Source organism: Methylobacterium sp. WL8 (genome assembly GCF_008040045.1).
GTDB classification, from domain to species: Bacteria; Pseudomonadota; Alphaproteobacteria; order Rhizobiales; family Beijerinckiaceae; genus Methylobacterium; species Methylobacterium cerastii.
Map to the genome: position 1 here is coordinate 1 of NZ_VRVF01000078.1, position 20657 is coordinate 20657.

Sequence of the window (20657 nt, forward strand, 5' to 3'; positions counted from 1 at the left end):
GCCCATCCCCCTCCCCCAGCCCATCCTCAGGAGAGTGTCATGAACAACGAGACCACGCAGCATTCCGGCGCCTGGGTCACCTTCACCTATGCCGCGTTCCTCGGCTCGGCCGCGATGGTGGCCTGCGGAATCCTGTTCCTGCCGGTGGACATCTGGATCAAGGGCTACCTCGCCATGGGCGTGGTCATGCTGGTCCAGTCCTGCATCACAGCGACGAAGACGGTGCGCGACGTGCACGAGGGCCGCCGCATGGTGAACCGCATCGAGGACGCCAAGACCGAGCGCCTGCTGATGTCGGTCGGCAAAGACTGACGGGACACGGACCGACGCTTTGCTCGACCCGCGCGGCCCCCGGCCGGGCCGCACGGGTCGCAGATCCCTTCGCGCCCCACTCTTTCGCCAGCCGAGACGATCCGATGTCCGACCTCCAAACGAGCACGCCCGCGCCGCGCCGGCGCATCCCGATGCCGGTGAAGGTCGCCTACACCGCCTTCGTGGCCATCCTCGTGCCGACCTACCTGTGGTTCTACGGGCCGACGAACTTCCTGTATTTCTGCGACCAGTCGCTGCTGATCGCGCTGGCCGGGATCTGGTTGGAGAGCGCACTGCTGGTGGCGATGTGCGCGGTCGGCCTCGTCGCGCCGCAGCTGCTGTGGGTGCTCGACTTCGCCGGCACCGCCGTCGGCCGGCCGATCACCGGGATGACCGCCTACATGTTCGATGGCAGCACATCCCTATTCCTGCGCGGCCTGTCGGGCTTCCATGGCTGGCTGCCGTTCCTGCTGATCTACCTGGTCGGCCGGCTGGGCTACGACCGCCGCGCCCTGCCGACCTGGACCTCGCTCGCGGTCGTCACCCTGCTGGTGTGCTTCTTCCTGATGCCGCCGCCGAACCCCGATGCCGGCCTGACGCCGGTCAACATCAACTACGTCTGGGGCATGAGCGACCGCGCGGCGCAGACCTGGATGCCGGCCTGGGCGTGGCTCGCGGGCCTCGTGGTCGGCCTGCCGACCCTGCTGTTCCTCCCGACGCACCTCGCCCTGCGCCGCTGGACGCCGGCGGTCGCCTGAGCGACGCTGCCGAAACCCAACATCTCCACGATGTCCCCGACCCGGCCCCTCAGGATGAGGGCGAGGGGGCGGATGAACCATCGGCCGCGCCCGGCAGCAGCGTGATCACCGTCTCCGTCGCGGCGTCGATGGCGGAGCGGGAATAGAGCAGCGGGCGGTAGCCCCGCCGGGACCAGGGTTCGGCGTGGTCGGCGGCGTGCGGGCTGTCCGGGTGGCCCGACTGGCCGGGGGCGTTGACGAACAGGCCGGCATCCCAATCGCCGACGTCGAGCACCATCCGGAACGAGGCGCCGTGCGTCATCCGGAAGGTCTCGGGATCGTATTCGGCGTGCATCACGCAGGCCCCCGAACCGCCCATCGGCAAAGGCGGGATGTCGGGTCCCACAAAACCCGTCGCGGCGAGCGGGTGCGTGAACCGGGCGTGGTGCAGGCGGCCCCAGGCCCAGGTCGCCGGATCGGAGCCGAGGCGGGCGGCGCAATCCCGCCACGCCGCCGCCAGCGTCCGCTCCACCAGGGCGTCACGCTCGGCCCGGTCGAGGGGCGGGCGCGGGTCTTCCAGGCGGTCGAGCAGGGCTTGCGCGTCACCCGGCGGCAGCAGGCGGCGGGTGTCCGGGTCGGGGACGAGGGCCTGGAGCAGGGCCGGGCGCAGGTGGTGCACCCAGAACACCTCGACCAGGGCGGCGGCGCCCGAGGCCGCGTGCAGGTGCCCGTCGAAGGTCTCGAGCAGGGCGGCACCGAGGCGGGCCTCCGCCTCCGCTGGGGCGGCGAGCGTCGCGGCGAGGTGCGCGAGCCGCAGAGCCGGCTCGGAGACGTCGTCGCCTTGGAGCGCCTGCGAGTCGGCGAGCCCGTGCTCGGGCTGGTGCGCCAGCACCGTGCGGATGCGGCGCGCCCGCCACGGCTCGTGCCACTCGAACCCGAGTTTGCGCGCCTCCGCCGGGTAATCCTCGGGCAGGTTCATCTCGTTGGCCGAGTAGACGAAGCCGGCCTCGGGATCGATCCGGCTCGGCAGGTCGGCGGCCGCATGGAACCCGGCCCAGGCGTGGCGCCCGTCGCCCGGCACCGGCAGCAGGCCGTCCCAGTTCGTGCGGATCGGCGCCTTGCCGGCGGTGAACCAAGCGATCCGCCCGTTCACGTCGGCGTAGACCTGGTTGACGGAGGGCGCCGACCAATGGTGCAGGGCCGCGCCGAAGGCCTCCGGCGTCGCCGCGTCCAGATAGCCGAGGCTGGCGAGGTAGGCGGCGGCCCCGGGCTCGGACCAGACCGTGCGGACGGCGAAGGCGGTCTGTGTCGCGGCGTCCTCGCAGATCACCGGGCCGTGGCGGGTGAAGCCGAGGGTGACCTCCTCGTCGGCGCCGCCTCGCACGGGGATGCGCTCGCGCAGGCGGGTGATCGGCGCGAAGCCGCCCTCGAACCGGAACCGGTCCGGGTCGTCGGGGTCGAGGGCGAGGACGAACAGGTCCTCCTGGTCGAAGGGCGCGATGGTCAGCCCGAAGGCGGCGGTCCCGTTGTGGCCGATGCTGATGCCGGGCAGCGCCGGCTCGCCGGCCCCGATCACGTCGAGGCCGGGCGCGGTGAGGTGGACGACGTAGCGCAGCGACGGCAGCGCGTAGGCGCGGTGCGGGTCGCTCGCCAGGATCGGCCGCCCGGTGGCGGTGCGGGACGGCGCCACCGCCCAGTTGTTCGAGCCATCCCCCGGCGGCTCGGGCGCGTCCGCGGCCCGCTGGCGGCCGACCTTCCCGTGCGCGTCGACGTGAGTCCAAGCCCAGGCCGCGTCGCGGGTGGCGGCCAGCCGTGCCGGGTCGAACCCCACCGGCGCGGTGGCGAGGCGGAGCACGTCGAGGAGGTCGTCCGGCCACCGCGCCGGGTCGAGGTCGCCGAGCGGCATCGTCGCATGCGGCGGGCTGAGGCCCTTGCGCAGCGCGTCGGTCTCGGCGTCGGCCCGGGCCAGCACCCGGGCTCGGGCGACCTCGGAGGGCACGTTGCGCACCAGCGCATGGCTACGGATGCGGACCACGTCCTCGGGCGCCCACCGGCTCGGGCGCGTCCCCATGGTGGAAAATTCCGGCGGCAGCAGGTCGGGCCGCGCCTCCGTCAGGGCGACGTAGGCGTTCAGGCCGGCGACGAAGGCCTCGACGATGCCCTTGGTGCGCGGATGCGCGTAGGCCGCCCACTCGGCCGCCATGTCGCCGCGATACAGGAACAGCCGCGCCGCACGGTCCTGCGCGAGGTAGCCGGGCCCGAAGTCGGCGGCGAGCAGCCCGAGCCCGCGCTTGCGCCACAGGTCGAGCTGCCACAGCCGATCGCGGGCCGCGTTGAACCCCTGGACGCGAAAGGCGTCGGCGGCGCTCGCGGCGCGGATATGCGGCACGCCGTGCCGGTCTATCCGAATCTCGGCGGGCGCGGACAGGCCCGGGAGGGTGAAGGTGGTCACGCGCGTTTCCCTTGCGCCACCCCGTTCAGAGATGGCGTCGCAAGCAACGCGGAGCGCCGCCATCTGCGCGCATCCCCTCGCCCCGCCTGTGGGGAGAGGGCCGCGACGACCTCGTCATCGGCGCGGCGAGGTGACAGCCGAAGGTGAGGGGGCTTCGACGGAAGAGACTTCCTCGGCACCTCCCCCTCACCGCCGCTTCGGCTTCGCCTCCGCTTCCCGGCTGCACAAGGTGCAGCTGGGCCTCTCCACACGTGCGGGGAGAGGGGACGGGCGCATCTCTCGGGCATCGGAAATCTGGCAGTGGCTGGAGAGACGTGTGCGACAGCGGTCTGCAAAACCCTCACAAAGCCACCTCGATCAGGAACGGCCCGCGGCAGCCCAACGACACGCGGAACACGTCTACGAAGTCGGCTAAGTTCTCGACCCGGCGGGCCTCCACGCCAAACCCTTTGGCGAGGCTGACCCAGTCGATCGCTGGGTCGTCGAGGGTCAGCATGCCGATCGCCTTGGGGCCGGGGTTGGTGGCGCCGACGTTGGTGAGCTCGTGGCGCAGGATCGCGTAGGAGCGGTTCGACCAGATCAGCGTCACCACGTCGAGGCGTTCGCGCGCCTGGGTCCAGAGCGCCTGGGCGGTGTAGAGCGCGCTGCCGTCGGCCTGCAGGGAGATCACCTTGCGATCGGGGCAGGCGACCGCGGCCCCCGTCGCCATCGGGATGCCCAGCCCGATCGCGCCGCCGCCGAGTTGGAGCCAGCTATGGGGCGCAGCCGCGTGCGTCTGCCCGAAGAAGTTGCGCCCGGTGGTGATCGATTCGTCGCAGACGATCGCACCCTCGGGGATCAGCGCGCCGAGCACCTGGCCGATTGCGGCGTCGGCGAGCGCGCCGGAGGTCGGCAGCTCCGGCCGCGGCCCGGCGGACGGCGCCATGCGGTCCGGCGCGACCTCCGCCGACGCGCCGACGGCCTCGGCAAGCCGCTCCAGCGCCTCGATCTGATCCTCCTCCGGGTGGGCCAGGACGATGGTCTCGGCGTCGGGCGCGCTGAGCAGGCTCGGCTTGCCGGGATAGGCGAAGAACCCGACCGGCGGCGTCGCGCCGACGAGGATGACGTGGCGGAAGGGCGCCAGCGTCTCGATCGCGGCGTCGATCGGGTAGGGCAGGCGCTCGATCGGCACCGTGCCGGCGCCGCGGTCGATGCGGGCGTTGGCGGCCATGGCCAGCAGCGTCGCGCCGGTCTTGTCCGCGATGCGCGCGGCGATGCGGCGGCCCTCGCCGCGCACCGCCCGGTCGGAGAGGTGCAGCACCACCGGCGCGCCCGAGGCCAAGGCCGCGACCGCGCGCTTCAGCGCGTCGTCGCCGGCCCGCGCACGCTCGGGGATGGCGGGCACGGGGGCGACGCCGGTGCCCGGGTTCCAGGCGGTGTCGGCCGGCAGGATCAGCGTCGCGATCCGTCCCGGCGCGGTCCGCGCCGCGGCGATCGCGTCGGCGCCGTCGGCGGCGATGGCCTCCGCGGTCGTGCCCATGCGCAGCCAGGCCGAGACCGGCCGGGCGAAGCCCTCGATGTTGGAGGTGAGCGGCGCGTCGTGGATGCGGTGATAGGTGGCGTGCTCGCCGACGATGTTGACGATCGGCGAGCGGGCGCGGCGGGCGTTGTGGAGGTTGGCCAGTCCGTTGGCGAGGCCCGGGCCGAGATGGAGCAGGGTCGAGGCCGGCTTGTCGGCCATGCGGGCGTAGCCGTCGGCGGCCCCCGTCGCGCCGCCCTCGAACAGGAACAGCACGCAGGCCATGCCCTCGACCCGGTCGAGCGCCGCCACGAAATGCATCTCGGAGGTGCCGGGATTGGTGAAGCAGACCTCGACGCCCCCGGCGACCAGGGTGCGGACCAGGCTCTCGGCGCCGTTCATCGTCTCTGCCAACGCGCTCTTCCCTCGTCTCGCCGTCCGGCGCCGCACGGCCCGGAGGCGCCATCGTGGCGCCGCGGAATAGGGCGGCGCAAGGCCTGGGCGCAACACCGCGCGGCACGCGCATCGCAACCTGCGATCGAGGATGCGGTCCCGTCGGCACCCGGGCGTTGGCGCGGGACTTGCCCGTGCCGGGATCTTCCCGCCCACCGCATGAGAAGCCCCACGATGATCGGCCGAACGCTCGCCGCCGTCACGCTGACCACCGCGCTCGCCGCCCCGCCGGCGTCGGCCGAGAGCGTCCTGCGCATCGCGATGACCGCGACCGACGTGCCCACCGCGACCGGCATGCCCAACAACGGCTTCGAGGGCATGCGCTTCCTCGGCTATCCGATCTTCGAGGGGCTGGTGCAGTGGGACCTGACCCGCACCGACAAGCCGGCTGGTCTGATGCCGGCGCTCGCCACCGCCTGGGAGCAATCCGCCGAGGACAAGCGGGTCTGGACCTTCCACCTGCGCGACGGCGTGCGCTTCCACGACGGCGAACCGTTCGATGCCGACGCGGTGATCTGGAACCTCGACCGGTACTTCAAGAACGACAGCCCGCAATTCGAAGCGCAGGGCGCAGGCATCTCCCGCGCCCGGGTGCCGATCATGGGCAGCTACAAGAAGCTCGACGCGCGCACGATCCAGATCACCACCACGCAGGTGGCCTCGTACTTCCCCTACATGGCGGTGTACCTGCTGTTCACCTCGCCGCAATCGTTCGAGAAGGCCGGCCGCGACTGGGCCAAGGTGCAGGCGGTGCCGGCGGCCGGCACCGGGCCGTTCAAGCTCACCAAGGTGACCCCGCGGGAATCGGCGGATCTCGCCCGCAACGACGGCTACTGGGATAAATCCCGGATGGCGAAGGTCGACAAGATCCGCCTGATGCCGATCCCCGAGGCGAACGCCCGGATCGCGGCGTTGCGCGCGGGCCAGGTCGACTGGATCGAGGTGCCGGCCCCCGATGCGATCCCGTCGCTCAAGGCCGCGGGCTTTGCCGTCACCACAGGCGTCTACCCGCATGTCTGGCCGTGGATCTTCAACGTCGGCGCGACGAACAGCCCGGTCAAGGACGTGCGCGTGCGCCAGGCGCTGAACTACTGCGTCGACCGTCCCGCGGTAGTCAGCTTCCTCAACGGCACGGCGGAGGCCGCCAGCGGCTGGTTCAACGACGGCAACCCGGATTTCGGCACCCCGAAGAACCGCTACCTCTTCGATCCGAAGAAGGGCAAGGCGCTGCTCGCCGAGGCCGGCTACACCGCCAAGAAGCCTTTGTCGCTGAAGATCATGATCTCGGCCTCGGGCTCGGGGCAGATGTCGCCGATGCCGATGAACGAGTTCATGCAGGAAAACCTCAAGCAGGCCTGCGACGTCGACGTGTCGTTCAACGTGGTCGAGTGGCAGATCCTGCTGAATTCCAGCCGCGCGCTGCCCGACGCGGCGAGCCTCCAGGGCTCGAACGCCCTCAACGTATCCTCGCCGACGTCGGATGCCGGCGTGATGGTGCGCTATTTCGCGGCCGACCGCTTTCCCCCGAACGGCTTCAACTTCCCGAACTGGACCGACGCGACCTTCGACAAGGCCCTGAAGACGCTCGCCGAATCGAGCGACCCGGCCGAGATCTCGGCCGCCACCAAGGCCGCGCACGAGCGCCTGGTGGACGACCCGCCCTGGCTCTACGTCGTCCACGACCTCAACCCCCGCGGCATGAGCCCGAAGGTGAAGGGGTTCGTCTCGCCGCAGAGTTGGTTCGTCGATTTGACGCTGGTGAGCATGCCGTAGGGATTTCGAACGACGCCGTGCCGTTGTCCCGGACGCCCGCAGCGCCAGCGGAGGGTGATCCGGGATCCAGCGAACGAAAGTGCCGCGTCAGCGGCTCGATACCCGGCGCGGCGAGACATTCGGACGCTTCGCGACGTGATCATGCTGGACCCCGGATCGGGTTCCGCTCCCGCTCCACCCGTCCGGGGAAACGCGCGCCTCCTGCAGTGCAAGACGACGAAGAGGACGACGGTGTCAGGCATCATGACGGATACGGGCGACGACCTCGCCGACCTTTCGGCGACCGAGCTCGCCAAACGCATTGCCGGCAAAACGGTGTCGCCGGTCGAGGCCGTGGAGGCGATGCTCGCGCGCATCGACGCCCGCGAGCCGAAGCTCCAAGCCTTCACCGAGGTCTTCGCCGACGACGCGCGGCTGGCAGCGGAGGGCGCCGACCGGGCGATCCGCTCCGGCCATTCGGTCGGCCCGCTGCATGGGGTGCCGATCGCACTGAAGGACCTGATCGACATCGAGGGCCGCATCACCATGGGCGGCTCGGCCGCCCACCGGGCGCGGCGTGCCGCCTGCACCGCCACCATCGCCCGACGGCTGATCGCGCAGGGGATGATCGTGCTCGGCAAGACCCACACGGTGGAGTTCGCCTATGGCGGCTGGGGCACCAACCAGCACCTCGGCACCCCGTGGAACCCGTGGGACCTCGAAACCCCGCGCACCCCCGGCGGCTCGAGTAGCGGCACCGGCGTCGCGGTGGCCGCGCGGATGGCGCCCTGGGGCATCGGCACCGACACCGGCGGATCGGTGCGCCTGCCGGCGGCGTTCTGCGGGTTGACCGGCCTGAAGGTCACCGTCGGCCGGGTCTCGACCCATGGCATCGTGCCGCTCAGCGCGACCCTCGACACCCCCGGCCCGCTCGCCCGCAGCGTCGCCGACGCCGCCCTGCTCTACGCGGCGATCTCCGGACCCGACCCGCTCGATCCCGCGACCCGCGGCATCCTGACCGCCGACCCGTTCCCGACCCTGCATCGCGGCGTGCGCGGCCTGCGCCTCGCGCGGATGCCGGAGGCCGAGCGCACGGGCTGCTCGGCCGAGATGCTTTCCGCCTACGACACCGCCCTCGACGTGCTGTCCGGGCTCGGCGCGGAGGTCGTCGACCTGGCGCTGCCGTTCCGGTTTTCCGACCTCGTGGCGATGAGCGGGATCACCAACGCCGAGGCCTACTTCGTCAACGGCGCGCTCGCCGAGGACGCGGCCGCCCCGCTCGGCGACGCGGTGCGCGCGCGCATCCTCGGCGGCCGCAGCCTGTCGGCCCAGGACTACCTCGCGACGCTCCAGCGCCGCGACGCCCTCAAGCGCGACCTCGCGCTCGCCTGGGAGGGCGTCGACGCGATCCTGACGCCGACCACCGAGACCGCGGCGGTGCCGCTGGCGGAGGTCGACGAATTGCACATGCCGTCCCGCTTCACCCGCTTCGCCAACCTGCTCGACCTCTGCGGCCTCAGCCTGCCGAACGGCTTCTCACAAGACGGCCTGCCGCTCTCCCTGCAGATCGTCTGCCGCGGCTACGACGAGGCCATGGCGTTGCGCATCGGGCAGGCCTTCCAGGGCGCGACGGCGTGGCATCTGCGAGCGCCGACGGGGTTTTGAGGGGGGGGCATCGTTCCTCTTTCCGGACGTTGGTCAGAGCGGCGCGTGTCCGCCCCCGGCGGCCAGCGCGCATCCCCTCGCCCCGCGTGCGGGGAGAGGGCTTGGCCGACCTCGTCGTCGGCGAAGCGAGGCGGCAGCCGAAGGTGAGGGGGTGCCAACGGAGGAGCCTCGTCCGGCACCTGCCCCTCACCGTCGCTTCGGCTTCGCCTCCGCTTCCCGCAGGCACGACGAGTTCCCGCAGGCACGACGAGGTGCCTGCGGGCCTCTCCCCGCCTGCGGGGGGGGGTCGATCGGCCCGCCCCCCGAATTCCCCGCTCCCGTCGGCACTTGCCCGGGTCCCGACCGGAAAAGTCGCGCCGCCGTCGTATCCCGTTCAGGGTCGAGGCGTTAAGGCTTGGGCCTCGCCCGCCCCGGAGGACGGACCCGATGCCGCGTTTCCCGACTGCCCTGGCGCTCCTCGCGCTCCTCGCATCCGCGGCCCAGGCCGAGACCACCGCCCAGACGCCGGCCCCGGCGGCGCCCTCCGTCGCCGCCGACCCGGTGCGGCCCGACAAGCCGGCGCACAAGCCGTACCTGACCGGCGCGGGCGTTCCCGACACCGTCCAGATCCTGCCGGCGCCGCCGGCCAGCCACTCGACCCTGGAGGCCGCCGACCGCGCCGCCTTCAACGCGACGCGGGCGATGAAGGGCTCCGCACGGTGGGAGATGGCCGCCACCGACGTGGCCGAGGGCGCGGCCGCGATCCTGGAAACCTTCGCCTGCGTGCTCGGCACCCGCGTCGACCAGGCCCGCGTGCCGGCGGTGATCACCCTGTTCGAGCGCGCGCGCCTCGACATCGCCGCCGGCACCCGCGGGCCGAAGGTGCATTACCGGCGCCTGCGCCCCTTCGTCGGCAACGAGGCGCCGATCTGCGTGCAGCGGACCCAGGCGCTCGCCGACAGCTTCAGCTACCCGTCCGGCCACGCCACGCAAGGCTGGGCCTATGCCCTGATCATGGCCGCCCTGGTGCCCGAGAAGGCCACCGCGATCCTCGCCCGCGGCCGGGCCTACGGCGAGAGCCGCGTCGTCTGCGGCGTGCACTGGATGAGCGACGTCGCCGCCGGGCGCACCAACGGCTCGGTGATCTTCGCCGCGCTGGTGGGCGACGCAGGCTTCCGCGCCGACTTCGAACGGGCGCGGGTCGAGCTTTCCAAGGTGCTCGCGGGCGAGCGCAAGGCGCCGGACCAAGCCTTCTGCGCCCGTGAGTCCGAGGCGGTGAACGGCCCGGGCCTCGAGTTCTAGATCTGGTGTGCATGGGTCCATTCGCTGCAACCGCAGCGTGCTCGAGGTCGCCCATGCCGGCCTAGTCCGCCCGAATTACGAGGCGCAGTTCATTGCCGAGCCGTCCGTCGTCGTCGCGTCGCGGACGATCCAGGAGCAGGTCGGCACCTACGTACAGGACCAGGCCAGGATCGGCCGCCTGATCCTCACGCTGACCGGGCGCCACGACACCGTCGCCTCGCGCGTCGACGTGCCGTCGATGGCGACCACCTTCAAGGACGACCGGAACGCCTTCACCGGCCGCGCCGCCGCGAGCTATCTCCTAACCGACCAGTTCGTCCCCTACGTGAGCTACGCGACCTCGTTCGCGCGGCAGCTCGGCCTCGGCCGCAACAACGCGTCCTTCGCGCCGACCCAGGGCGAGCAGGTCGAGGGCGGCATCAAGTTTAACGTGCCGGGCACCAGCGTCTTCCTGAACACCGCCGTGTTCGACATCCGGCAGACCAACGTGCTGCGCCCCGACCCGGTGTCGCCGCTGATCTTCCAGGCGGCGGTGGGCGAGGTGCGCTCGCGCGGCGCCGAGATCGAGGCGGTGGACAAGTCGGCCCGGGCTTCAACGTCACCGCCGCCTACAGCCACGTCGACATCCGCACCACCAAGAGCCCCGGCAGCCCGGACACGGTGGGGCTCGCCCTGTCCGGCATCCCGGCCAACGCGGTGAAGGCGTTCGCGACCTACGCGATCCCGCCGGGCTTCGACCTCTTCGGCCTCATCTTCGGCGGCGGCGCGCGCTTCGCCGGAACCAGCCCGGCCAACGACGTGCCGGGCACCTTCCGGAACTCCACCGTGACGCTGTTCGACGCCGTGGCCGGCTACGACTTCGCCAAGCTCGACCCGCGGATCGCGGGCATGCGATTTCAGGCCAACGTCACCAACCTGCTCGACCGCAACGACCAGAGCTGCCAGGCGGGCTTCTGCTACCGCGGCCAGCCGCGCTAGGTCATCGCCAGCCTGATCTACCGCTGGTAGACGCCGACGCGGCGCGGCCCGAGACTAGGACCGCGCTCAGGCGACCTGCCGCGAATCCGGCTTCACCCGATACGTCTGCGCCGTGCCCTTCCGCGTGCGCTTGGCCGCGTAGAGCGCCGCGTCGGCGTGGCGCAGGACGGCGTCGCGGTCGTGCGACGCTTCGCTGGACCACGCGATGCCGACCGTTCCCGTCACGCGGGCGATGTGGCCCTGTCCATCCACGACGATCTCGAGGTCGTGCAGGAGGCGCCGCACCATCCGGTCCAGGTCCGTGCGAGCTAGGTTCTGGGGGACGACGACGGCGAATTCGTCGCCACCCAGGCGCGCCGGAAAATACCGCTCGTAGCCGGCTTTGCGCAGGCGCTCGGCGACGCGGCGCAGCACGGCGTCGCCCGCCGCATGCCCGAGGGCGTCGTTCACGCCCTTGAAGCCGTCGAGATCGATCAGGAGGACGCCGACGTCGCCGTCGGCGGCCCGCGCCTCGTGCAGCCGCGCATCGAGGACGCGGTGGAACTCGGCCCTGTTGGCCAGCTGCGTCAGGTCGTCGGTGCGGGCCTGGTGGCGGAGCCGCGTCTCCAGCCCGTGCCGCTCGGTGATGTTCTGGATCAAGCCGATGAGGGCGGCGGGCTTGCCCTTGGCCAGCTCGATCTCGCAGGAGCATCGCACGCGCCGGATGTTTCCCTTGGCGGTCACGAGGTCGGCCTCAAGCTCGAACGGCTCGCCGGTGTCCAGGGTGCGCATCACCGCGGCCCTGAACGCCGTGCGATCGGGCTCGGGGAAGGCCTCCATGACGTCGCCGTCCGGCTCGGCGCCGCCGACGGGCAGCTCGTGGATGGCGAAGACGCCGTCCGACCAGGACAGGGACCGCTTCTCGATGTCGTAGCGGTACGATCCCATGTCGGCCATGCGCTCGGCCCGTTTGAACTGGCGACGCTCGCGTTCCAGGCGTTCGACCGCCATCCGGTGCTCATCGGCCACCTCCGCGGCGCGGACGGCGAGGGTCCGGGCTTCGATCAGGGCTTCCGCGACGCAGGCCAGCTCGGTGAGGATGTCGAGGTCGGCAGGCGTCGGCGCGCGGGGCTGCTCGTCGAGGACGCAAAGCGTCCCGACCGTGACCCTTTCGCCGTCGGGGCGCCGGACGCGGACCGGGACGCCGGCGTAGTAGCGGATGTGCGGTGCGCGCGTGACGAACAGGCTCGTCGCGAAGCGCGGGTCGAGGGTGGTGTCGGCGACGATCAGTGGCGCTTCGGTCTCGAACACGATGGGACAGAACGCCTGGGCCCGCTGGGTCTCGGCCGCCAGGGGTCCGCAGCGCGCCTTGAACCACTGCCGCTCCGGGGCGACTAGGGTGATCGAGGACATGCCGGTTCCGAGCATGCGTTGGGCGAGCTTGGCGAGGGCGTCGAACTCGCGCTCGGGCGGCGTGTCGAGGAGGTCGATCTCGGCGAGCGCCTGTTGGCGCAACGCCTCGCGCTGTGTGTCCGACATAAGTCCCCTGAAGCCCATGCGCAGCCCCGCTCGGGCGGGGGTGCCGTCCCGTGGGATACGACGACAGGTTTAATCGAGCGTGACGTTACGCAACGTCCCATCGAATTCGGCGGTGCCGGAGGCGCCACCGCACCGGCAGCGTTCGTCGCGATGCCTGTTCGGCCCACCGCAAGGTTTCCGGCCTCGACGGCGCGCGGGCCGCCCCGAGCGGGTGCCCGTCGCCTTCAGCTCGCGAGGCGCATCCCTTGACGCCGCGCCTGGTCGAACGCCTGAAGGTCGAACGCCAACGCGATGATCTGGCTGCTCTTGAGACGGGCCGGCTCGATCGCGCTTCCGACCCCGTGCTGCAGGTAGACCTCCTCGACCTCCGGTGTCCGCATCGCGCCGCCCATCGTCCAGTTCGGGAACGAGCGCGTCGAGACGTTGCGGGCATCCGCGACGGTCGCACCGGTGTGCCGAGGGTCCCGCGCGATCCGGTTGTAGGTTTCGCCGACCTGCGTGCGATCCCCCTCGAGGATCTGGATGAACCAAGTCTTGTCGAAGATCAGGAAGCCGGTGATCCCGTCACGGCAGTTGTTGCGTTGCGAGGCCGAGACGATGTCGCGAAGGTTCGTCAGCATGGCGCGGTCGCCGCCCGGAACGGTGTTGCGGCTATAGTAAATGAGCTGGTGGATCATCACACTCTCGACTTCGACGGCGTCTATCTCAGTCCCCGGCGCAGACATCCTCGCGCCGGTTCGTATGCATAATGCAGCCGGCCGGGTTTGGTTGTGTTTGGATTGGGCAACGCTCTCGACGGGGATAACAAACCGCTAACGTTGATGCGGTTCATAAATCCTTCCTTCATTCGAACGCACCGCAGACCCTCCGGACTTCTTCAATGACCGCGATGGGCCGGCATGGGCATTTGCCGGAGCGATGGAGCGACCGCCGCAAACCGGGCCTGTGCCCGTGCCTGGTTCACCAATCCGGATCGATGATCCGGGTCCGGGACTGCGGGCGCGCTTTCGGTCTCGGCAGCGATGGCGTGGAGGCCGACATCCTCGACGCGCGAACCGGCGACGAGGGCGAAAGCTTTGGCCGCGATCGCAGCCGGCTTCGGACCGGTCGTTCGACGGCAGAGCCTGGAAATGGAAAAGCCCCGTTCGGTTGCAACCGGAGCGGGGCTTCCCAATGACGAGGGGACGGCGTGCATCCCCTCGTGATCCATGCGTGGCCCAGGATCGTTAACGAATGGTTACCGGCCTCGGAGGCCGACAGACGTCGGCATCGCGACACGCCATCCCGTGCCTGCGCGCGTGATCGATGGTACGGCGTTTCGTCGCCTCGACCGCGGAGCCGCGGATGCGGTCTCATGCGTGCATCGCCTTCGCGAAGCCGGACCGTCCGGGGCGACGCACGGGTCGGAAGGATCTGAGATGGCGCGGTGGCTCGACACACCGGAGCGGTATGGGCCCGTCAGCCGTGGATTCCACTGGCTCATGGCGGCGCTCTTCGCGTGGCAGTTCACAGGCGCCCTGCTCTATGTCGGCATCGGCGACACGGCGCTGACGCGCTTCGTCGGGAGCAGCCACTTCACCTTGGGCTTCACCCTGTTCGTTCTCGTGCTGCTGCGTGGGGCTTGGGGGTTGGCGAACCTGCGTCGGCGCCCCCCGCATCCGGGCCAGGCCGGGCGGGCGGCGGTGGCGGGCCATGCGCTGATCTACGCACTGATGGTGATCGTGCCGGGAATCTCGCTGCTGCGTCAGTACGGGTCAGGCAAGGGGTTCTCCCCCTACGGCATCCCGCTGATGCCGGTTCGCGACGAGAAGATCGCCTGGATGATGATCCCGGGCGACCTGTTCCACTATTGGCTCGGCTTCGTCCTCATGGCGGTCGTCCTCGGCCACGTCGTCATGTCGGTGCTGCACCGCGTGTTGTGGAAGGAAGACGTCCTGGCGCGGATGGCGTGACCGGGACGCCGGGGCCTCAGGCTCGTCCGCGATCCTGCCAGCCCTTCGCGCGGGCGGCCGCGCGCAGCGACGCCATCGACGGCTCGTACTTGGCCAGGAGCCGGGCCTGGGTCGCCGCGTCCAGCTTGGCCAAGCGGTCCGGGTCGGCGTTGTCCTCGTTGTCGGAGAGCTTCACGAGGATGGCGGGCAGCGAGGCATGCACGACGATGCCCGCGATGAAGTCGGGATACGGCGTCTTCGCAAGGTTCGACAGCGTGGTGACGCCGTGCACGACCCGCTCGGAGAAGCCCTCGGCCAAGAGGTGGTCGCCGTCGTAGGGCGTGTCCTCGATCACGTCGTGGAGCCAGGCGACCTGAAGCAGCTCGCACACGGTCTCGCTCGAAAGGATGCCGGGGAGGCCGGCGAGCTTCGCGCTGGCTCGGCCGACGACGCGCACGAGGTGGGTGACGTAGGGATCGCCCGCCTTGTCCGTCTGCGTGTCGTGGACGGCGCGGGCGAACGCTTCGGCGTCGCTCGCCGTCCTGCGTAGGGGGCGAAGGAGGAGGGGCCTGGTCATGGCGCCAACCCTACAAGCTTCGCGTCGAGGCTGGCTACGACGAGCGATGGCGACGATCGCACGGCCGTGACGGCGCTCGCCGAGCGCCGTCGGCATCGTATCGCGTGCCGAACGCATCTCGGCGATCGGCCGGCGTCAGGTTCGACGCACGCCGTACCGCTCGGCGAGATCGAGAAGGTGATGGCCGTGGATGGTGCGGTCCGCCCGGTTCACGACGACGGCCAGGAACAGGTCTCCGACATCCGTCCCGATCAGCACCTGATCGAACCGGCCGGCCGCGTCGCGGTAGACGCTGGTCACGTCGAGGATCTCCGTGGCGCGTCCCAGCGGCAGCGCGATCGCGTCGACGTAGGGCCAGACATCGACGACCGCCTCCGCGGTCGCCGTCATGTTCCGCATCGGAGCGGAAAAGCAGGTGGCGAATTCGTCGGCGGAGAGGAGGCGGGTCGCGGCCATCACCTGTTCACGCCTCGCGTCTCGGTGCGGCCCTGACCCTGCCACGTCCGAGCGAAGCGTGACCCGCGCCCTCCGCCCGCCCAACCCGCCGGCGACCGGTCACGAGCGGCTCGCGTTCGCGCGGACGCCGACCATGAAAGTCGCGGTGAAGGTCGTCACGACCTCGAACGGATCGATCGGGCCGCCATGCCCCTCGATCCGGTCGTCGAGCAGCAGGGTGGCGATCCCGTGCACCATCGACCACAGCGCCAGCGTCTCGGCGACGGCGGGCTCGGGCACGCCGGCCGTCAGCACCCCGGCCCGCACCATCGCGAACACCCCGTCGGCCGCCGCCTTCAGCTCGACGTACTGGGGCTTGGCGAGGTCCTTGCCCATCATCAGCCGGAACACCGCCGGCTCCGCCAGGGCGAAGCGCAGGTACATGTGACCGATCGCGGTCACGCGCGCGGTCGGATCCTCCGGGGCGATGGCCTCCTCGTAGAGCGCGCCGAGCCTCTGGAATCCGCCCGCCGCGATCTCGGCCAGCAGCGCCTCCCGGTTCGCGAAATGCCGGTAGGGCGCGTTGTGCGAGACGCCCAGCGCCCGCGCCACCTCGCGCAACCCGACCTCGGCGATGCCGCGCTCGACCAGGATGCGCTCGGCCTCGACGCGCAGTGCCGTCTTCAGGTCGCCGTGGTGATAGGCCGAGCCTTTTCCCAGTCCCCGCCGTTCCGCCATCCGCATCGGTCCCGAAATAGTCCGCCACTCATGTTGACGCCGCCAACTTACTCCATATGTTGGCGCCATCAACATGAAGACACCAAGGACCGACCCAGCGCAGAATTCAACCCCTCCCGGTGCCGCAGCGGAGGCCGTACGCCTGATCGCCGCGCAGAAGGCGGCGTTCCTCCTCGACATGAACCCGCCGCGCTCGATCCGCGTCGACCGGCTCAACCGCGTCGAGGCGATGCTGAACCAGCACGGCGCCGCGTTCGCCGCCGCGATCTCGGCGGACTTCGGCACCCGTCCGGACATCGTCACGGTCATGGCGGAGATCACCCCGGAGATCGCCGCGGTGCGGCACGCGCGCAAACGCCTCGCGCGCTGGTCGAAGCCCCGCAGCGTCGGCGTCGAGATGGCGTGGCGTCCCGGCACCGCGAAGGTGATTCCCCAGCCGCTCGGCGTCGTCGGCATCATCGCGCCCTGGAACTACCCGCTCCAGCTCGCCCTCGCCCCCCTTCGTCGCGGCGCTCGCCGCCGGCAACCGCGCCCTGATCAAGCCGTCCGAGCTGACGCCCCGCCTGAGCGCCCTGCTCAAGGCCAAGGTCGCCGAGTACTTCGACGCCGACGAGGTCGCGGTCGTGACGGGCGGCGCCGAGGGCGCCAGCGCCTTCTCGGCGCTCCCCTTCGACCACCTGCTGTTCACCGGCTCGACGCCGGTCGGCCGCAAGGTCGCCGAGGCGGCCGCGCGCAACCTGATGCCGGTGACGCTGGAGCTGGGCGGCAAGTCGCCGACGATCATCGATCCGTCGGCCGACCTGACGAAGACCGCCGAGCGCCTGACGTTCTCGAAGTTCCTCAACGCCGGCCAGACTTGCATCGCGCCCGACTACGCCCTGATGCCGCGCGCCATCCAGGCCGGTTTCGTCGAGGCGATGAAGGCGGCGATCGCCAAGCAGTACCCCACGGTCGCGGGCAACGCCGACGACAACACCATCGTCAGCGACCGCCATGCCGACCGCCTGCGCGGCCCGATCGAGGACGCCCGCATCAAGGGCGCGACGGTGGTCACCGTCGGGTCGGCGGGCGACGACCGACGCACCATCGCCCCGACGCTGATCCTCGACGCGACGCCCGCGATGGTGGTGATGCAGGAGGAGATCTTCGGGCCGATCCTGCCCCCATCGTCACCGCCGACACCCTGGAGGCGGCGCCGGCCTTCATCCATGCGCGCGACCGGCCGCTGGCGCTCTACTGGTTCGGCAACGACCGCGCCAAGCAGAAGACGGTGCTCGCCCAGACGATCTCCGGCGGCGTCTGCATCAACGACGCGATGGGCCACTACCTCCAGGAGAAGCTGCCCTTCGGCGGCGTCGGCGCCTCCGGCAGGGGCCACTACCACGGCGAGTACGGCTTCAAGACCTTCTCCAAGGAGAAGCCGGTCTTCGTGCAGTCGCGCTTCTCCGGCGCCTCGATGGTCTACCCGCCCTTCACCGGCTTCTCGCGCAGGTTCGTCAACGTCCTGCGGAAGATGGCCTGATCGATCTCGAAACACCCGACGCGGAGAGATGCAATGAAGGCCTACCTGACGAAGTGGGTGCCGCCCCGCGACGACTTCCTGCCCACCATCACCGAGCATGAGAAGGCGCTGTTCCAGCAGCACGGCGAATGGCAGGCGGACTTGCGTGAGCAGCGCCTGATCGTCGCCCAGGGCCGGTGATCGACCCGGCGGGTAGCTACGGCGTGGCGCTGTGGGAGGTCGCCGACGACGCCGACATCGCGGCGCTCACGGCCGACCTCACCGACGCCTCGGCCCTCGAGGCGGTCGCCGAACGCCTTCGGACTGGCGCCGCGATCGACATCCTGGTGAACAACGCGGGCTCGACCCTGCCCGGAGGCGTCGTCGGGGCCGACCTCGCGGCGATGGACCGCCTGCTCAGGCTCAACGTCACGGCTCCGACGATGCTGGCTTCGGTCGCCGCCACCGGCATGGCCGCGCGCGGCGCGGGCGCCATCGTCAACATCGCCTCGGCCCTGGCCTTCATCCCGGACCTGTTCCCCGGCATCTATTCCGCGACCAAGTCCTACCTGCTGACCTTCTCGCGCGGCCTGGCCGCCGAGGTCGGCCCGCGGGGCGTCTACGTTCAGGCCGTGGTGCCGGCCGCCACCCGGACGGAGCTGTGGGAGCATGCCGGCGCCGACGTGAACCGGATTCCCGGCGTCATGGACGTCGACGCCCTGGTCGACGCCGCCCTGGTCGGGTTCGACCGCAAGGAAGAGGTGACGATCCCGGCGATCCACGACCTGTCGGCCTGGGAGGCGCTGGAGCCCGCCCGCGGCGTGCTGGCGTCTGGCTTCCAACAATCCGAGCCGGCGCCCCGCTACCGCCCCTGACGACTGCCGGCCCGAGACCCGTCGGCGGCTCCGGCCGTCGACATCCCGGGCCGAAGGCCTATCCAACTCCCGCCGCAGACGAATCGTAAGGGAACCGTCGTAGGGTCGTGGCGCCGGGCCGTTCGCTCGCGCTAAAGAACTCCAGACGGTGTCGGACGGTGGCGGGCTGATGAGGCGGATGGCGGACACAACGATCGGGACCGCGGCGGCACGCGCCGCGATGCGGGCGGCCCGGCTCGCCTGCGTCGCGGGCTTGGCGCTGAACCTCTCGGCCTGCTTCCGCCCGCTCTACGGGCCGACGGCGTCGGGCGAATCGCTGCCGGCGCTGCTCGCCGGCATTCAGGTCGACGACATCGCGATGGCGCGCGACCAGGAGCGCATCGGGCACTACCTGCGCAGCGAGCTGATCTTCGCGCTCGACGGCTCCGGCCAGCCCGGGCCGAAGCGCTACCGGCTCAAGCTCCAAGGCAGCGAGTCGGTGCAGACGCCGATCGTCTCGACCACCACGGGCCGCGCCGAGGCCGGCACCATCGTCGGCGTGGTCAAGTACAGCCTGGAAAACCTCGACGGCACCAAGATCATCACCGAGGGCGTGGCGACCTCGACGGCCACCTACGACCGCTCGGTGCAGCGCTTCGCCTCCCTGCGCGCCGCCCGCGACGCCGAGATCCGCCTCGCCTCGGTCCTCGCCGACCAGATCAAGACCCGCCTCGCCTCGGTGCTCTCGGCCAAGCCGTGAAGTCGCTTCAGTCGGAGCGCTCAGCCCGGACGCCTCGGCGCACCGGAGACCTCGCGTGACCGCGGTCAAGGCCGGTGAGATCGAGGGGCTGCTGCGGCGCGGGCCGGACCCGCGCACGCCCGTGATCCTGCTGTTCGGCCCCGATACTGGGCTCGTCGCCGAGCGCGCCAAGCAGCTCGCCGAGGGCTTCGTCACCGATCCGGGCGACCCGTTCGCGCTGGTGCGGATCGACGGCGACGCACTCGCCGGCGATCCCGGCCGGCTGGTCGACGAGGCCGGCACCGTCGGGCTGTTCGGCGACAAGCGCGCGATCTGGGTGCGGCCGACGAGCCGCCCGATCGCGCCCGCGGTCGAGGCGCTGCTCAAGGGCGAGATCCAGGGCACGCGCATCGTGATCGAGGCCGGCGACCTGGCCAAGGCCGCCCCCTTGCGCACACTGTGCGAGAAGTCGGCCAAGGCGCTGGCGATCCCGTGCTACGCCGACGACGCCCGCGCGATCGCCGACCTGATCGACCGCACCCTGGAGGGCCGCGGCCTGCGCATCGACCGCGACGCCCGCACGCTGCTGGCCGAGAGCTTGGGCGGCGACCGCCGGGCGAGCCTCGCCGAGATCGAAAAGCTCGCGCTCTATGCAGCCGGCAAAGGAAGCGTCGGCCTCGACGACGTCGAGGCGGTGGTGAGCGATGTCGCCGGCAGCCAGCTCAACACCCTGATCGACGCCGCCTTCGTGGGCCAGGGCGACGTGGTGGAGCGCGACATCCGCCGCTTCCGGCACGAGGGCCTCGATCCGTCGGCGATGCTCGGCTCCGGCCTGCGCCACGCCCTGCAGCTGCTCGCCGTCCGAATCGAGGAGGGCGACAAGGCGCCGAGCCTGATGGTCGCGAGTTGGCGCGGCCTGCACTTCAAGCGCAAGGGCAGCATCGAGACCCAGCTCGCCCGCTGGAGCCCGAACGCCCTGCGCCAGGCGGTGCAGATCCTCCAGGAGGCGATCCTGGCCTGCCGCCGCTCCGATCCGGGGCTGGCCCACGCCCACGCCTCCTCCGCTCTGCTGCGGATCGCGACGCAGGCGGCGCGGCGGCGCTAGCAGCGCTGCTGCAGAAGTCTGGCGTGGCGCTCGATTTGGATCGTCAGGGCTGTTTTTCGAGATCAGCCCACCTCGACGCGGCTCGATCCGCCAGCTTCGATGGTACTCCAGGTCGCGGGCTGCGTCTCGGC

The 20657-nt window shown here is 71.1% G+C and carries 20 protein-coding genes and 2 pseudogenes; 15 read left to right on the forward strand and 7 right to left on the reverse strand.

The window, feature by feature from the left end; genetic code table 11:
• The first annotated feature begins 39 nt into the window (after positions 1-39).
• Positions 40-312 carry a YiaA/YiaB family inner membrane protein gene (locus tag FV234_RS21335; protein ID WP_147729665.1) on the forward strand — a complete coding sequence of 91 codons (273 nt, stop codon included), beginning with the start codon at positions 40-42 and terminating at the stop codon, positions 310-312.
• A 104-nt stretch (positions 313-416) separates the two neighbouring features.
• On the forward strand, positions 417-1070 hold the full coding sequence (locus FV234_RS21340; protein WP_147762145.1) for a hypothetical protein: 654 nt from the start codon (positions 417-419) through the stop codon (positions 1068-1070).
• A 49-nt stretch (positions 1071-1119) separates the two neighbouring features.
• Here FV234_RS21340 and FV234_RS21345 read toward each other — a convergent pair whose 3' ends face one another.
• Positions 1120-3501 carry a penicillin acylase family protein gene (locus FV234_RS21345; protein WP_238272409.1) on the reverse strand — a complete coding sequence of 794 codons (2382 nt, stop codon included), beginning with the start codon at positions 3499-3501 and terminating at the stop codon, positions 1120-1122.
• Between the two features lie 340 nt (positions 3502-3841).
• Positions 3842-5401: an acetolactate synthase large subunit gene (locus tag FV234_RS21350; protein WP_147831545.1), complete on the reverse strand. Its 1560-nt coding sequence runs from the start codon at positions 5399-5401 to the stop codon at positions 3842-3844.
• Positions 5402-5626: 225 nt separating this feature from the next.
• Here FV234_RS21350 and FV234_RS21355 point away from each other — a divergent pair, with 225 nt between their 5' ends.
• The 5 genes from FV234_RS21355 (at position 5627) to FV234_RS27110 (ending at position 11128) form a co-directional block, all read left to right on the forward strand.
• Entirely contained in the window at positions 5627-7225 is a 1599-nt protein-coding gene (locus tag FV234_RS21355) for an ABC transporter substrate-binding protein (RefSeq protein ID WP_147831524.1), read from the forward strand.
• A 231-nt stretch (positions 7226-7456) separates the two neighbouring features.
• A complete protein-coding gene (locus FV234_RS21360) occupies positions 7457-8869 on the forward strand; it encodes an amidase (protein ID WP_246686262.1) in 1413 nt (470 codons plus the stop codon).
• Between the two features lie 426 nt (positions 8870-9295).
• Entirely contained in the window at positions 9296-10150 is an 855-nt protein-coding gene (locus tag FV234_RS21370) for a phosphatase PAP2 family protein (protein WP_147831530.1), read from the forward strand.
• Between the two features lie 7 nt (positions 10151-10157).
• Entirely contained in the window at positions 10158-10850 is a 693-nt protein-coding gene (locus FV234_RS27105; RefSeq protein ID WP_348643086.1) for a TonB-dependent receptor, read from the forward strand.
• On the forward strand, positions 10775-11128 hold the full coding sequence (locus tag FV234_RS27110; protein ID WP_348643087.1) for a TonB-dependent receptor: 354 nt from the start codon (positions 10775-10777) through the stop codon (positions 11126-11128). Before FV234_RS27105 ends, FV234_RS27110 begins: the two co-directional genes overlap by 76 nt.
• A gap of 66 nt (positions 11129-11194) precedes the next feature.
• On the opposite strand, the gene FV234_RS21380 is transcribed toward FV234_RS27110, so the two are convergent.
• Positions 11195-12646 carry a diguanylate cyclase gene (locus FV234_RS21380; RefSeq protein WP_147831532.1) on the reverse strand — a complete coding sequence of 484 codons (1452 nt, stop codon included), beginning with the start codon at positions 12644-12646 and terminating at the stop codon, positions 11195-11197.
• Between the two features lie 224 nt (positions 12647-12870).
• A complete protein-coding gene (locus FV234_RS21385) occupies positions 12871-13323 on the reverse strand; it encodes a BLUF domain-containing protein (protein WP_147831534.1) in 453 nt (150 codons plus the stop codon).
• Between the two features lie 741 nt (positions 13324-14064).
• Between FV234_RS21385 and FV234_RS21390 the strand changes: the two genes are divergently transcribed.
• The gene (locus tag FV234_RS21390; protein ID WP_147831536.1) at positions 14065-14598 is read left to right on the forward strand and encodes a cytochrome b; all 534 of its coding nucleotides are present in this window, start codon (positions 14065-14067) and stop codon (positions 14596-14598) included.
• 16 nt (positions 14599-14614) lie between these two features.
• Here FV234_RS21390 and FV234_RS21395 read toward each other — a convergent pair whose 3' ends face one another.
• From FV234_RS21395 to FV234_RS21405, 3 genes are all read right to left on the reverse strand, one after another.
• On the reverse strand, positions 14615-15154 hold the full coding sequence (locus FV234_RS21395; RefSeq protein WP_147831538.1) for a metal-dependent phosphohydrolase: 540 nt from the start codon (positions 15152-15154) through the stop codon (positions 14615-14617).
• Between the two features lie 135 nt (positions 15155-15289).
• Complete coding sequence (locus tag FV234_RS21400; protein WP_147762152.1) at positions 15290-15610, reverse strand: hypothetical protein; 321 nt, start codon at positions 15608-15610, stop codon at positions 15290-15292.
• A 99-nt stretch (positions 15611-15709) separates the two neighbouring features.
• The gene (locus FV234_RS21405) at positions 15710-16327 is read right to left on the reverse strand and encodes a TetR/AcrR family transcriptional regulator (RefSeq protein ID WP_187273751.1); all 618 of its coding nucleotides are present in this window, start codon (positions 16325-16327) and stop codon (positions 15710-15712) included.
• 73 nt (positions 16328-16400) lie between these two features.
• Here FV234_RS21405 and FV234_RS26980 point away from each other — a divergent pair.
• The 7 genes and pseudogenes from FV234_RS26980 to holA form a co-directional block, all read left to right on the forward strand.
• Positions 16401-16760: pseudogene (locus tag FV234_RS26980) on the forward strand (hypothetical protein); the annotation flags it as partial.
• Between the two features lie 118 nt (positions 16761-16878).
• Positions 16879-17430 (forward strand): annotated as a pseudogene (locus FV234_RS26985) (aldehyde dehydrogenase family protein); the annotation flags it as partial.
• A 122-nt stretch (positions 17431-17552) separates the two neighbouring features.
• A complete protein-coding gene (locus FV234_RS26990) occupies positions 17553-17849 on the forward strand; it encodes an aldehyde dehydrogenase family protein (RefSeq protein WP_348643088.1) in 297 nt (98 codons plus the stop codon).
• Positions 17850-17882: 33 nt separating this feature from the next.
• Positions 17883-18029: a hypothetical protein gene (locus FV234_RS26305; protein WP_187273752.1), complete on the forward strand. Its 147-nt coding sequence runs from the start codon at positions 17883-17885 to the stop codon at positions 18027-18029.
• On the forward strand, positions 18026-18703 hold the full coding sequence (locus FV234_RS21415) for an SDR family NAD(P)-dependent oxidoreductase (RefSeq protein WP_147831542.1): 678 nt from the start codon (positions 18026-18028) through the stop codon (positions 18701-18703). Before FV234_RS26305 ends, FV234_RS21415 begins: the two co-directional genes overlap by 4 nt.
• Positions 18704-18881: 178 nt before the next feature.
• Complete coding sequence (gene lptE / locus FV234_RS21420; protein WP_147762154.1) at positions 18882-19442, forward strand: LPS assembly lipoprotein LptE; 561 nt, start codon at positions 18882-18884, stop codon at positions 19440-19442.
• Between the two features lie 55 nt (positions 19443-19497).
• Entirely contained in the window at positions 19498-20526 is a 1029-nt protein-coding gene (gene holA / locus FV234_RS21425; RefSeq protein ID WP_147831543.1) for a DNA polymerase III subunit delta, read from the forward strand.
• Positions 20527-20657: the final 131 nt, after the last annotated feature.

Excerpts from the sequence above, each read along its gene's own strand:
- FV234_RS21380 (WP_147831532.1), bottom strand. The coding sequence starts at position 12,646 with ATGTCGGACACACAGCGCGAGGCGTTGCGCCAACAGGCGCTCGCCGAG.
- FV234_RS21335 (WP_147729665.1), top strand. The coding sequence starts at position 40 with ATGAACAACGAGACCACGCAGCATTCCGGCGCCTGGGTCACCTTCACC.
- FV234_RS21400 (WP_147762152.1), bottom strand. The coding sequence starts at position 15,610 with ATGGCCGCGACCCGCCTCCTCTCCGCCGACGAATTCGCCACCTGCTTT.
- FV234_RS21390 (WP_147831536.1), top strand. The coding sequence starts at position 14,065 with ATGGCGCGGTGGCTCGACACACCGGAGCGGTATGGGCCCGTCAGCCGT.
- FV234_RS26305 (WP_187273752.1), top strand. The coding sequence starts at position 17,883 with ATGAAGGCCTACCTGACGAAGTGGGTGCCGCCCCGCGACGACTTCCTG.
- FV234_RS21405 (WP_187273751.1), bottom strand. The coding sequence starts at position 16,327 with ATGGCGGAACGGCGGGGACTGGGAAAAGGCTCGGCCTATCACCACGGC.
- FV234_RS21355 (WP_147831524.1), top strand. The coding sequence starts at position 5,627 with ATGATCGGCCGAACGCTCGCCGCCGTCACGCTGACCACCGCGCTCGCC.
- FV234_RS21350 (WP_147831545.1), bottom strand. The coding sequence starts at position 5,401 with ATGAACGGCGCCGAGAGCCTGGTCCGCACCCTGGTCGCCGGGGGCGTC.
- FV234_RS21370 (WP_147831530.1), top strand. The coding sequence starts at position 9,296 with ATGCCGCGTTTCCCGACTGCCCTGGCGCTCCTCGCGCTCCTCGCATCC.
- FV234_RS21385 (WP_147831534.1), bottom strand. The coding sequence starts at position 13,323 with ATGATCCACCAGCTCATTTACTATAGCCGCAACACCGTTCCGGGCGGC.
- FV234_RS21340 (WP_147762145.1), top strand. The coding sequence starts at position 417 with ATGTCCGACCTCCAAACGAGCACGCCCGCGCCGCGCCGGCGCATCCCG.
- lptE (WP_147762154.1), top strand. The coding sequence starts at position 18,882 with ATGGCGGACACAACGATCGGGACCGCGGCGGCACGCGCCGCGATGCGG.
- FV234_RS21395 (WP_147831538.1), bottom strand. The coding sequence starts at position 15,154 with ATGACCAGGCCCCTCCTCCTTCGCCCCCTACGCAGGACGGCGAGCGAC.